At 31.2% G+C, this 12,845-nt stretch carries 11 protein-coding genes and 1 pseudogene; 11 read left to right on the forward strand and 1 reads right to left on the reverse strand.

From position 1 onward, the window contains the following. Nucleotides 1-111 precede the first annotated feature (111 nt). On the forward strand, nucleotides 112-741 hold the full coding sequence (locus tag R6U77_RS12725; RefSeq protein WP_319835911.1) for a recombinase family protein: 630 nt from the start codon (nucleotides 112-114) through the stop codon (nucleotides 739-741). 761 nt (nucleotides 742-1,502) lie between these two features. Here the strand turns inward: R6U77_RS12725 and R6U77_RS12730 are convergent. After that, complete coding sequence (locus R6U77_RS12730; protein ID WP_319835912.1) at nucleotides 1,503-3,089, reverse strand: GmrSD restriction endonuclease domain-containing protein; 1,587 nt, start codon at nucleotides 3,087-3,089, stop codon at nucleotides 1,503-1,505. 693 nt (nucleotides 3,090-3,782) lie between these two features. On the opposite strand from R6U77_RS12730, the gene R6U77_RS12735 reads away from it, so the two are divergent. From R6U77_RS12735 to R6U77_RS12780, 10 genes and pseudogenes are all read left to right on the forward strand, one after another. After that, nucleotides 3,783-4,799, forward strand: a complete 1,017-nt coding sequence (locus tag R6U77_RS12735) for an HNH endonuclease (protein ID WP_319835913.1) — start codon at nucleotides 3,783-3,785, stop codon at nucleotides 4,797-4,799. Between the two features lie 86 nt (nucleotides 4,800-4,885). Then, entirely contained in the window at nucleotides 4,886-5,305 is a 420-nt protein-coding gene (locus tag R6U77_RS12740) for a hypothetical protein (RefSeq protein WP_319835914.1), read from the forward strand. Next, the gene (locus R6U77_RS12745) at nucleotides 5,306-6,448 is read left to right on the forward strand and encodes a hypothetical protein (RefSeq protein WP_319835915.1); all 1,143 of its coding nucleotides are present in this window, start codon (nucleotides 5,306-5,308) and stop codon (nucleotides 6,446-6,448) included. 180 nt (nucleotides 6,449-6,628) lie between these two features. Next, nucleotides 6,629-7,171 (forward strand): hypothetical protein, encoded by a 543-nt coding sequence (locus R6U77_RS12750; RefSeq protein WP_319835916.1) that lies wholly within the window; start codon nucleotides 6,629-6,631, stop codon nucleotides 7,169-7,171. Then, nucleotides 7,098-7,850, forward strand: coding sequence for a hypothetical protein (locus R6U77_RS12755; RefSeq protein ID WP_319835917.1), 753 nt, complete (start codon nucleotides 7,098-7,100; stop codon nucleotides 7,848-7,850). The genes R6U77_RS12750 and R6U77_RS12755 overlap by 74 nt, the downstream gene beginning before the upstream one ends. Before the next feature lie 205 nt (nucleotides 7,851-8,055). Next, nucleotides 8,056-8,430, forward strand: a complete 375-nt coding sequence (locus R6U77_RS12760; protein WP_319835918.1) for a hypothetical protein — start codon at nucleotides 8,056-8,058, stop codon at nucleotides 8,428-8,430. A 606-nt stretch (nucleotides 8,431-9,036) separates the two neighbouring features. Next, nucleotides 9,037-10,773, forward strand: coding sequence for a DUF2075 domain-containing protein (locus R6U77_RS12765; RefSeq protein ID WP_319835919.1), 1,737 nt, complete (start codon nucleotides 9,037-9,039; stop codon nucleotides 10,771-10,773). Nucleotides 10,774-11,048: 275 nt separating this feature from the next. After that, nucleotides 11,049-11,375 carry a nucleoside triphosphate pyrophosphohydrolase gene (locus R6U77_RS12770; RefSeq protein ID WP_319835920.1) on the forward strand — a complete coding sequence of 109 codons (327 nt, stop codon included), beginning with the start codon at nucleotides 11,049-11,051 and terminating at the stop codon, nucleotides 11,373-11,375. Between the two features lie 23 nt (nucleotides 11,376-11,398). Then, entirely contained in the window at nucleotides 11,399-12,451 is a 1,053-nt protein-coding gene (locus R6U77_RS12775; protein WP_319835921.1) for an HNH endonuclease domain-containing protein, read from the forward strand. Between the two features lie 225 nt (nucleotides 12,452-12,676). Then, a pseudogene (locus tag R6U77_RS12780) lies at nucleotides 12,677-12,787 on the forward strand (HesB/IscA family protein); the annotation flags it as partial. Nucleotides 12,788-12,845: the final 58 nt, after the last annotated feature.

Raw genomic sequence — 12,845 nt, forward strand, 5'->3', positions numbered from 1 at the left:
AGTCAAATCAATGGTTTAGGGTCAGTATAAAATTCCGTAAAGGTATTGTTTAACATTTAAAAACGTTTATAATATAAGTATAACCTTAACAAACAGGAGCGGGAAATTAACATGACAGAAACAAAAACATTCGGCTATGTTCGTGTGTCAACTAAGGAGCAGAACGCAGACCGACAAACAGTAGAAATGAAGAAATTAAAAATCAACGAGCGTGACATTTTCATTGATAAAGCGAGTGGTAAAGATTTTGACCGTCCCCAATATCAAGCACTTAAAGCCCAACTACGCAAAGGTGACCTAGTTTATATTAGTTCCCTTGACCGTTTAGGACGTAACAGTGACGCAATCAAAAAAGAATGGGAAGAAATCACAAGGGAAATTGGAGCAGATATGGTTGTGCTTGATATGCCATTGCTTGATACACGCAAATATAAAGATACGATGGGAAACTTTGTTGCTAACTTAGTCTTACAGGTGCTTACATTCATGGCTCAAAGCGAACGTGAAAAGATACTAGCACGACAAAAGGAAGGAATTGCAGTTGCTAAAGCACAAGGGAAGCATTTAGGTAGACCGCAATTAAACCTTAACACTTTGACAAAGCAACAGAGAGCAGACCTTGAGGCGAACTATACAACATGGAAAGCCAAAGAAATCACAAGTGTACAATTCATGGAAATCTTAGGACTAAAAAAGAACTCGTTTTACAAGATAATCAGTGAATATGAGGAATCTAAATAGCGCTAAAAGTATTGATTTACCTGCTTTATTATGATGCTCAAACAGGTCATAGATAGCAGGTAAAACATTGATTTTATTGAGCTGTGGTGAAGCTATCACGTATATGTTAGGTGGCTTTATTGGAGTCGTAGGAGAGCTGTGACAAGGCGTTACAGTTCGGGGTGAAACATTGGTCAGAGAAGGTTGTAGTCTTGTCGTAGAGCCATTTCAAGCGTCATATAACAAGGCTTAGGTAGGGGGCGTAGTTAGCGATAATTTGATGAAGGTGAATGAAGAATTGGAGCTACCTATTACACTCACATCGAATTAAATGATAATATTCAAAGGAAAGCACTTCTTTTACATAGATTTGTAGTTAACTCCACAAAAATCCTTAATTAGTTTATAATGGGGATAATTAAGAAATATCGAGAAGTGGTATACCTAAAAAATTATGAACGAATTGCGCTGTAACTCGTTTAGAATTACAAAACGCTGCATCTAATGAGAGTCCTTATTTTGAGAACTATCATTTCATTATGCAACTATATGGTATATACTAGTCCTCAGAAGGTGTTTGAATCAAGTTCGTAAAAATGTAATACTACCTAGTGGAGTAAATCGCATATGTTACATGAAAGAGAGCAGAGACTTGCTCTCTTTTTCTATTGTTCAAAAATGTAAAATTTAATTTTAGACTGTAGACATATTCAAAATTCTTCGATTATGTCTACAGTTTGAATCCTTTTTATATAGATGAATTATCGGATATAATTTAATACCTATTCACATAATAATTTCATTTGCTTGATTAAATCTTCTGAACGTAACTCAAGGAACTTGGAATAATCGTCAACTAAAGCTGCATCAAGTGCCTTTTGAGAAATAAAATTGCTTTCTAAAATATCAGCTGCAGAGTCTCCTAAAGAATCTAACACTGTATTAAAGTAAATCGATGGTTTTTTGTCCGAAATAGTTCTGTTGTTAATCAAATTTAAAAGGCAAATGTTTGAGTGATAATTTGCTTCTTTATCGGAAATATTTGTGTTTTTTAAATATGCTTTAGGGAAAATGTGATGATATTCATGACGGTTGATTACAGCTAAAACATTGGCGATATTAATTACTGAACCATCAAGTAGACTTTGAGGCTTTTTTGAAGCTAATAATAAACCTAAGGACTTACTATTGGCTTTATTTAATTTAAAATCATCAAAGACAAATTTTTTAAAGTCAATAGGCGTTGAGAAATTAAGAGTAGTTGTATTTCCATTTGCGAAACTTCTAATTTCTTCCAAATCCTTGGTTAATTGAGCGGTGTTAAATGAAGCGAAATATCTGCTAAAAGCAGTACGCCAAAACCATTTTTTTAATTCATCTCTTTGCTGTACAGTTGGGCTAGGACAAATGTTGAAGAACTCTACTAATAGGGTTAGTTGTAGCCCATAAGGTAAATAAGAAGATGAAGTTATTGGTAATTCAGAAGTTAAAAAATCAACAGCATGTTTATAAGCTTCAACACATTTAAGTGCGGCATTTTTCAACTCTGAAGAAGTGCAATCTCTTAATTTATCCATATCATCTTTATTAATACCATAGCCCATTACAGATGAAATATTTTTTAATATATCAGCTTCTGAAACATCTTCAAAATTTTTAGGTTTTAAAACTTCTCTTATTTTCTGTATAGTGTCACTTAAATCGAAATCACCACTCCAAGTAGCAGCTCGCATTAAATCAACAATAGTTAATCTACGACCTGTACTATTAATTCGTTCAAAAATAGGAGCTACTTCATGAACTGTCATATCACCAATAGTTACAGCAGCGACTTTATAATCTTTGATAGCCTGTAATAAACGTTCTGCATTTTTAATATATTTATCTTTATTTGGTAAAGCTTCTATTTTACGACATTCATTAATAAAGTCCATTGTTCCTATAACTTTATTTAAAGGGAGATATTCAGGTTTTGAATTACTTTCGGGATGAATAAATACTTCTTTTTCTAAATCAAATGCTATATTCCACATACTTTTTAGGTCAGAGCCATTCCAAAAAAGTGCACCACATAATGTAGAAAGCCTTTGTTGCCCATCTAACAAATAATTTGTAGGATATTCTAAACTTCTATCATCAATTTTAAAATCACCAATGTTTCTTTCGCTAGCTAATTTTTCTTTAGTGAACCAAAGTAAAATACTTCCTATAGGATAGCCTTTATAAATACTATCTAGCAGACTTAATATGTCTTTTTTCTTCCAGACAAACGGACGTTGAAACTTTGGTAATTTAATATCACCTGTCTTAACTTTTAAGACAAGTTCTTCAATTCGTAATACTTCTGGTTTTGGGTCAAAAGCCTTCACTTACAAATCTCCTCCTTTGGTAATATTAATATACCATTTTAATAACTTTTTTGGAATATTAATATTTTTTGTAGACTTTAAACTTTGATTTTATCTAATCACTAGTAAGAGGAATTCAAAAGAATTTTATGAGAATATCGAAACATGTATAAGAATAGTTAAAGTTGTAGGTCATTGTAACTACACATTCCATCTGAGAAGAGGTAGAACCGAACCACCCTGTGAGTATTTTTGTGAGTTAGATTAATTCATTTCTTTGGAGGTATCTGTGAACTCTTCCTAAGCTTCATGTGAACAGATAGTAGGGGGCATGGTTTCCGAAATGGTAAGGTAACTTCATATAGAATTGTGACCAATACACTCACACGATATTCATTCTGCACATCGAGCGACTGATTGTGAGATGAAACGTAGATATATCATTGCTGAAAAAGGCAAATCAGTAGGTAAGAGAATACTACTTCTTGTTAATTCCTAACAACGGCAGCAGGGCGGATTTTTTTGTATTAAAGAAGAAGCATACATTAACTACATTTCTACCAAAGAAAGATGAAGAAACGATAAAAACTTAATGTTTATATCGTTTTTTTATTATATAAAGGTACTTTTAATGAAAGGTATAATTGTATGTATATTTAGTAGCTGTGGAATCTATAAGACCGTATATCTAAATGAAAGAAAGGGGTAATTTGAATGTCTGAGAAACATCACCAATTACAAAAAGAATTACATAAGGTTTTATTAAATGCAGCGAAAAGTGCTAATAGTATAGGTTACAATCCTCATATTTTTAACCAAATGTTAGCAAATGAAGGTGGGTACTCTGTTGCGAAAAAACTGATTCATAGAACTTCTACAAGGTTTGAGAAATTATGGGAACTTAATCGATTGGATTTATCCACTGAAGCTGTGATATTACAAGAGAAATTTAGACCTTTGTTTACAAAAGAAGAGTTAGAGATTGCTAAAGCTAGATTAAGTGAATTTGGCTATGAAGTAGAAGATATATGCTATGATTTACCGTCTTTGAAACCAAGTGGTCGAGAAAGAGAGTTTAATTATTATCCTGAAGATTTAAAGGGAAGAGTTATTTATGAACATTTATTAAATAACCAAACTCATAGATGGCTTGATGTTAATATACTTGGTAGACCAGAAACTAATCATGGTAGAGATGCAGCGAACATCCTTTACTATCTAGGTATGAAATCAGATTATAGAGGCGTATTCCAAGGAAAAGTATTCCACGAAGTAATAGAAATTCTACAAAGAAAAGGGACAGAGTATGATGAAATTGTACGGTTATTAAATGTATATTCTGAATCAGAAAAGCTATTTGAGATTGTAAAATCAGATATTGAAGCTCAACAAGTGGAGGAAGGAAATCGAATAGAGGGAACTAAGAAAGCGTACTTAGTAAATAAATATGAGCGTGACCCAAAGAATCGTAAGAAAGCAATTGAGATTCAGGGATTGAATTGCTATGCTTGTGGATTTAATTTTGAAGATGTATATGGAGAACGAGGAACAGATTTTATAGAAATTCATCATATTAAACCATTAAGTAAATTAGAAGAAGCTGTAAAAATAAATCCTAAAACGGATTTAGTTCCTTTATGTGCAAATTGTCATCGAATGGTGCATAGAAGGAAGGATAATGTATTGAATATAGAAGAGTTAAAGAAATTAATAATTAGGGAGAAAGAGTAATGGAATGGTTTAATAATAAGTCAAAACCTTTAATTAGGTATTTTGAATAATTATTTTTTAAATAAATCATAGGTGAGGGTGATACAGTGTCAAATCAACATCCAATAAAAATTTTTAAAAACTATACTTATATTTTTTCAAATCAACATAGAATTCGACAAAATAATAATAAATCGATATGGCAAGTTAATCAAAATGAAGAATTCGATTCATTTACATTAATGTGTAATGAGAATTGGATAATAGATAACGTGAAGGGTTGGTCAGTACATAGAGTTAACAGTCGTAATGAATTTTTGGGAATTAATACAAGAAATGAAGAAGTAAAAATAGCGAAATTCCTAGATAGTGCCAATAATTTTCAGTGGCACGGTTATCCAATCGATTATAGATTTTCTGTAAATGATAAACCTAACGCTAAAATACTTAAACAATGGGTTAAGGACGAGATTATAACTAAAACACAAATGAGACGAATTTTGCAAGGGCAAGGATGTGAAATTTAAATGAAAAGTATATCTATTAGAATTGAAGGAGAATACTGGGATTATTTAATTAAGTACAATGCTTTATTTTTATGGACTTTTGAAGGAACGTTGGAAATTTACGATTGGGAATACTTGTTGAATGATTTGAGCTATAAAATGAAAGATAATAATATTTATAAATTTTTTAGAGGAAATATAAATTCTATACTTTTAAATGTTCATAATAAAGATATGAAAGAGAGTTCAAAAATAAATCTCAGAAAAAGTGAAATTCAAAAATATAAAGTAAGGGAATTTTGGATTTCTACTAATGATTTAATTATTTCCTTAGATTCATATAATGATGATTTACTTTTAAATACTGATGAGGGATTACTTTTATGCAATTTGAAAGAGATTTTGGTAGATTCAAATAATATTCATACAAATACTTTAACCAAAGAAAAATATTATGAAAAGATATTTGATATGCCTTTTTTTGATATTAGTATTGGAAATTATGGGAATGTTGCATTAGCTGGAGGTGAAGAGGGGGTATTTGAATTTGTAATGCCTCAAAAAAAATATAATGAGACAAATGAAGTTAAACATATAATAAAAAAACAATCGAATAAAGTTGATTGGCTAAAAAATAGTATTTATAATACTTCTCCAATAGAAGAAAGCTTTATTCTAAATAAGCCCATTGAAAGAGGCGTATGGAATTATAATGACTATAAAATTTATGAAGATTCACAGATTTTTCGGAAAAATGATGAAAATGTATATCATTCCAATATAAGTTGGGCTAATAATAACAAAATATATAGAGTTGTTGATAGTAGACAATTACAAGAAGTAACCGTACAAAACTTTGGGAATGGAGAATTGGCTTTTAGGTCTAGATATATTAACTTCATGGAATGGAAAGGAGATATTTTAGCTGGTGCAGGTACATCATTTGGTACAGTGGTAGAGTGTGAAAATGCTTTAGTAGTAATATTTAAAAATAAAGACTTTATTAATATACCTGGGGAAATTGTACGGTGGAAATATTATAAATCAAATGAAAGATATAGTAACTTGTTAGGAGTAATTTTTGATAAATCCATTGTCCTTCAAGCATTTGAACCTAATAATTATTTTAAAATTAGAAGTATTAATAAATCGTATTTTGAATAGCCGTTTGATGGTTATTAGGCTTCCGAACCAAGTTCGTAAATTTATAATACTTCCAAGTGGAGAAAATCGTTTATACTAATCGCATAATGTTACATGAAAGAGAGCAGAAACTTGCTCTCTTTTTCTATTAATGTAAAATCATTCTTTTACTCATGAAAGAATAAGAATAGTGGTGATGTAATGAAATTTGAAAATAGTAATATTGAAGAGGAGTACATAGATGTTAAAGGATATTGTTCTGATAAATTTATAGATTGTTATTATAATAATTTATCTATCTTTCATTCAGAAAAAGAGACCGACATTGTTTTAAGTAACTCCACATTATTAACAGTTTATCTCCCCTTAACAAGGTATTCAATAGAATGTAAGTTTGAAGATTTAGTGTTCAATATTCAAAAAGTAAAAACGGCGAATTTTATAAATGATTATACACTTTTGACTAAAGATGAAGCTTTAGTAAGAGTAACGACAACAGGAGATTTTTATGAAACAATAACAACCGTAAATGCTTATAGTGCAGATATAATTCTTGATGAGATAGAGTATATAGTATGTCTTACAAAAGGGTTCAATAGTTTTAATCTCAAAATAGTAGAAGAAGATGCATATAATAAATTTGTAGCACCTTATTATAAAGATGACATGTATGTATGTATGTATTTACAGTCCTTATATACAAAAAGAACATATAGAGGAAATTTATTTAGCTTACTTTTTTGAAATCAAAACTATGTTTAATATAGAACTAAAATATCATCCTCTAGTAGATTTGAACTTTTTTGCTGAGGAAGAAGATATCAAAGAGCCTGAACGTGAGATAAGATTAAGACCATTATTATATGGAAAAGGTATGAAAGAAGTAATTGATATCTATGCAAGGGGATTCAATACTACATTTGCAGAACATAGAATTTTAAGTTTTTGTAGAGTAATAGAATATGTATCGCAAACTGTAATTCGAAAAGACCTAATAGAAAAGGCTACAAATAAATTATCGAATAGAAGAGTTTTTTTACCTGATTCAGATTTTATATTAGAACTTGGTAAAATATTCGAACAGCACAATGAGAGTAAAAAAGACTATCAAGCTTTTAAAATAACAGTAGAAAATTGTTGTGATATTTATGAGCTTGTCAAGCTTGCACCTAGTAATTTGAAGAAGACGCAAAAAATAACTTTAAATAGTAATTCAAAACAAATTGAAGAAGCTTTTTTAGAAATAGTAGAGAGTATAACCGCAACTAGAAATAAGTTATCACATGCTAAAACCAATTATAGAACTAAGGGTGGAGAATGTCCTGAGGAAAATATGGGAGATTTTTCTGTATTTTTAGATATAGTTGCACAGCAAGTAATTCGGTGGTTTGGATGGCAAAAAGAAGAAAATAGAATAATATGATGTGATGAATTTATTCTAAAAATAGAAGTCAAATCACTTATATATAAATAAACTATTTGATGGATGGGGAGTATATCAATATGATATGCTCTTTTTCTTTTAAAAATATAAGTAATGTGGAAATAGAAAAGTTGTAACAATACTAATATTAAATGGTGTCAAATTAGATATAGAGCAAGGTCATAAAACTATGAACATGAAGTAGGTGGCAAGAGAAAGTGGTATTGGAGAAACAAAGTTAAAGCAGGTGTTTTCTTCATTCAGCTATGAATACGATAGCACTAAATACAAGGGACAGTATGTTTTGATAGATAAAAAGGATTATAGGAATTGCTCCTTATGGTTAACCATGCAATATGATGTCAATGGTAATATTGATATTATCAATACTGAAATAGAGGATATAATAAAGTCAGAGAATAATAATATTGCTTGTGGATTTACATATGAGGGAATCAAAGTATTGAAGCATCTAACACAACAACAAATGGTTAGCCAAAGTGTTATATATGGCTCTCTAGGTATTTTAGGTGATATTCAGAGCATTTCAATAAAGAAGAGTCTATCAATGATTAGCTGATAGAGCAGCTAGACGCTTTTTGTGAGCGACATAGGATAAAGAAATCAGATTTTTTAGCAATTGCAATTAGTGATAGATACATTGTAGAAATTTAGTTGAGGTTTTGCGAAGGTTACGTTTAGGTATATTCAGACGAAAATCTTGATTTATAGGGCTTTATGGCACATTAAAATTTTATGGATTGACAAGTAAAACAGCGATTTTATTTCAGTCGTGATACAGGAGTGACTGGTGGATTGTCAGAGGGGGGTGGAGCTTTGTTTGTAGTCTGTTCCTAGAGGTCAAGCTGACTTATTTGTCAGCGAAGGTCAAAAGTGTGTTGGATGGACGTTTGGAGAATTAGACGGCAAGGGTCAAGCAGGGGGGATTTTCCGATATTAAGATTGAGTATTTCCCTATTAATGTGTGACCTGTTACATCTACACAAATTGAAGTAGCTCACGATACGATATAATTGTATTTTAAAATAATTACATTGTAAATAGAAATTTCATTAACTACAATTAATATAAGAATTAGATGTGGTGGAATTGATTTTTACTCTTTTAATATGCCAAAATCTCGATAGTTTTAATGGAAAATAAATCAACTGGAGTGAATAAAATAGTGGCTAAGTATAATTGTATAACATTGAAAGTAAAAAATGGGGAACTAGAAGACTTTGATAAACTTCGCCAACCTGAACAAAATATCCTGAAAAACGGCAATGTTGTTTATATATACAGAGGAACGAAATCTAAGAAAATTTATATTGGACAAACGAAACATTTTATTGAAAGAAATAAGCAACATTATAATAGTAAAGAGGGCAAATTTAATGCAGCAGCCTTCGACCAAGTATGCATTCTTATCTCATCTTATTTCAATGGTTCAGCTTTAGATGATGTAGAAAGTCAGCTTATTACCTACTTTATTGCAGATAATCCAAAGTCTAAAGTTCAGTATGATAATGGTGAAGTTATCAATCGGAACAATGGTAATAGTGTAAATAACTACCGAGAAAGAGAAAAAGTTTCTTTAGAAGTTATTTTACCTTTCTGGGAGAAAGAATTATATCCTAATGAATGGGTAAACACTCCTTCTTTGGCGGAACTACGCACTAATGCACTAGTAAAATATAGCCCAATTAAACAATTAACGGAACAGCAAATAGATTTACTAAACGAAATAAATTTAAATCAAGATAAAGATTTTGTGATTAATGGTGATGCAGGTACAGGAAAAACTGTATTATTAACTCATTTAGTAGCTATGCTCTTAAAAGAGCAACCTAATAAGAGGATAGCAGTTGTTTTACAACGCAATTGGATTGAAACAGCAAAAGATATCTTTAGAGTGTACGGAATGAAGAGTAGTAACCTTACAATTGCAACTTCAATACAACTAATTAATGCGGATGACAATTATGATGTTGTTATTGTTGATGAATCCCATAAGCTTTCTAGAAAGTTCTCTAAACAAATGGTGAGTTTTAACAAAGTGTATAAAGGCAGATTTGTTAATGATAGCAATCATTTGGAGTGTTTGAAAAAAATGGGTAGCCAAATTGTTTTAATGTATGACATATTACAAGCTATTCGACCTGCTAACATGACACGTATTCAATTCAATGAAGCTACTAAAGATTTTGAAAAGAGATACTTAAAGACACAGTTTAGAATTCAAGCACCAGCAGGAAAAAGCTATACATCAGATGATTTTGTAAATGGTATAAAATATCTTTTATATAAGGATACGGGCTTATTAGAACAAACGAATTTCAATCCTAAATTTGATAGATATGTATTCCAAGATAAAGATATGGATGCTTATTTTGGATATTTGGAAACAGAGCCGTTAAAGAATTTAATTGACTGGATAGAGGAAGACAGAAATTTTAATCCTGAACATATTAATCGTATATTAGGTGGGTTAGTTGAACCTTGGAAACAGGCTGACGGTAAAGATTCTTCAATCACCCATTGGCATGAAGGTGATATAAAACGAAGATGGAATTCCACTCAGGAAAATTGGGTTTATTCAGATGAGGAAGATGCTGAAGAGCAAATTGGCTCTGTTTTTGCAGTGCAAGGTATTGATTTAAATAAAGTGGGCGTTTTAGTAGGAAATGACCTTCAAGTTGACACTGAGGGGCGATTATATGGGAATCCAGAGAACTTTCATAATGTAAATGGAAAATTCTCTAAAGAAGATGAAAGCCCAGAAAATGCACAAGAGTTTACTTTATTTGTATTGAATATTTATTATATTTTGATGACTAGAGGCATTGATGGTATACGACTAGGTTTTTGGAAAAATGATGCTTTTAAAGAATATATGAAGAAAACATTAGAAATTATATAACAATCTCTAAATACCTATTCAAAGGTGAAACAACTTAACAAAATATATGCTGATTGTGTGTTTCAATAGAAACCAGCACTTTTTTATTTCGAGAATAATTTAGATGATGGATAAAAATGGTGTGTAGTATTATTATGAGAGATACTTGCTACGAGTAGTGTGATAGCAGGTATTTTTCTCTCATATGTGATAATTATATTTTTATTAAAAGAGAAGTTTTCGAGTGCAATAAGGGAAGTAAGGTTTTAATTTATATGTTAAAGGAGTTAAGGATGATGCCTGTATATAATAAATTAGTAAGAGATAAAATTTTAGAGATTATCGAAGCAGATGGGTTAGCTTATAATGCTAGAATATTGGAGTCTAGTGAGCTTCTAAAGGAAGTAAAGGCGAAGATGATTGAAGAAGCTAAAGAGTTTTATGGGGCAGATAACGTCCAAGAAAGTGTTGAAGAATTAGCAGATATTTTAGAACTAGTACATACAGCTATCAGTGCATTAGGTGTAAGTTATGAAGAACTAGAAGCCATTCGTGAGCAGAAAAAGGCTAAACGTGGCGGATTTGAAAAGGCAATTTATTTAATTGATGTAGAGGATAAGTAACCTATTTTCAATGGAGTGTTTAGATGAATAATTACTTAGAAAATGATGATACCTTGGAATCGTATTTCCGCTCGATTTACTTATTTGGTAAAAATGTTGCAACTTATAAATTTGCGTTCGCTAAAACATTACTTGAATTAGGTGAGAGTAACAAAAGCTTTGTGAGCTTAGAAGAATTATCCCCTATATTTGCAAAGTATATGTTAGAGCATATTGGGAATGGGAAACGACAAATAACAAGTCAGTCATCTAAGTTTATTAGTGCTCTGGATTTATTTCATCAAAACCAAATTATGTGGGAACAGTTACTTGAGATTACTGAAAAAGTAGGGTTTAACAATGTGATAGATGCTTTTCATAACATTCCTAATGGTGAGCTTGATAAAAAATTTTATGAGAAGTCCATACAAGGAAAGACTTTAGGAATTACCTTGACTGATGGTATATTTTTTTTGAATGAAAGCTCCCAAAAAGAAAATATTTTTAGTGAAATTGAAGGTAGATGGAACTTAGTTGAAAACGCATGGACTGAACGAAATCCAAAACTAGAAGTTCAGTTTGATACAGACCTTGAGCAGTTTTTCTTTATAAAGCCTATGACACCAAAGCAGTTCATGTTGTCACATGAAAGAATCAATCTAACTTCTGCTAGAAAACCATTAAACGGGTATCAAAAGGGAAAATGCTTCTATTGCTATAGACCGATTTCAATTGAAAGTAACCAATTGAATACTTGTGACATAGACCATTTTGTGCCGCTCTCAACACAGTTCAACAGTACACATGATTTAGACTTAAATGGTGTTTGGAATTTAGTTCTAAGCTGTCAGGATTGCAATAGAGGGGAAGCTAATGGGAAGTTTGCTCGACTACCTGAAAACCATCTTTTGCAACGATTGTATAAGCGTAATGAGTATCTAATTGAAAGTAATCATCCACTAAAAGAAATGATAATTATAAGAACAGGAAAAACCCCACACCAAAGAGCGAACTTTTTAAATACTATGTATGGATTTGCAGAGTCTCTAAGTAGAGCTAAGTGGAAGCCTAAACTTGAGTATGATATTGGATTTTAAGTAGTGGAATGGTGATTGTAATCTTTTATTGATATGCAACCTGTTGCACTCACATGAATTGATGTCAATAATGAAACAACTAACTATATCTAGTAATGGTTTATCTCTGATAGTTAGGGTATAATTGAATCAGCGATATACACAATCATAGAGGCATGGGATACACAATTCACTCTGTGGTTTACAATCTATCAAAACATCGACAAACGTTGATTTAATAATATTTACAAGCAATCATTAATGGGCGGTGGTTTCACCATTGATAATCCAAATGCTCTTGCATCATGTGGCTGTGGCACATCTTTTAGAATAGCAACACGTGAAGGAACGCCTTAGGTTTGTGAGTGATTTAGCATTTATAAAAGTTGAAGTAAAGTTAGGAATATCAAGCTTT

The sequence above is a fragment of the Lysinibacillus louembei genome (genome assembly GCF_033880585.1).
GTDB classification, from domain to species: Bacteria; Bacillota; Bacilli; order Bacillales_A; family Planococcaceae; genus Metasolibacillus; species Metasolibacillus louembei.

Excerpts from the sequence above, each read along its gene's own strand:
- R6U77_RS12770 (WP_319835920.1), top strand. The coding sequence starts at position 11,049 with ATGCCTGTATATAATAAATTAGTAAGAGATAAAATTTTAGAGATTATC.
- R6U77_RS12775 (WP_319835921.1), top strand. The coding sequence starts at position 11,399 with ATGAATAATTACTTAGAAAATGATGATACCTTGGAATCGTATTTCCGC.
- R6U77_RS12755 (WP_319835917.1), top strand. The coding sequence starts at position 7,098 with ATGTATGTATGTATTTACAGTCCTTATATACAAAAAGAACATATAGAG.
- R6U77_RS12745 (WP_319835915.1), top strand. The coding sequence starts at position 5,306 with ATGAAAAGTATATCTATTAGAATTGAAGGAGAATACTGGGATTATTTA.
- R6U77_RS12725 (WP_319835911.1), top strand. The coding sequence starts at position 112 with ATGACAGAAACAAAAACATTCGGCTATGTTCGTGTGTCAACTAAGGAG.
- R6U77_RS12750 (WP_319835916.1), top strand. The coding sequence starts at position 6,629 with ATGAAATTTGAAAATAGTAATATTGAAGAGGAGTACATAGATGTTAAA.
- R6U77_RS12735 (WP_319835913.1), top strand. The coding sequence starts at position 3,783 with ATGTCTGAGAAACATCACCAATTACAAAAAGAATTACATAAGGTTTTA.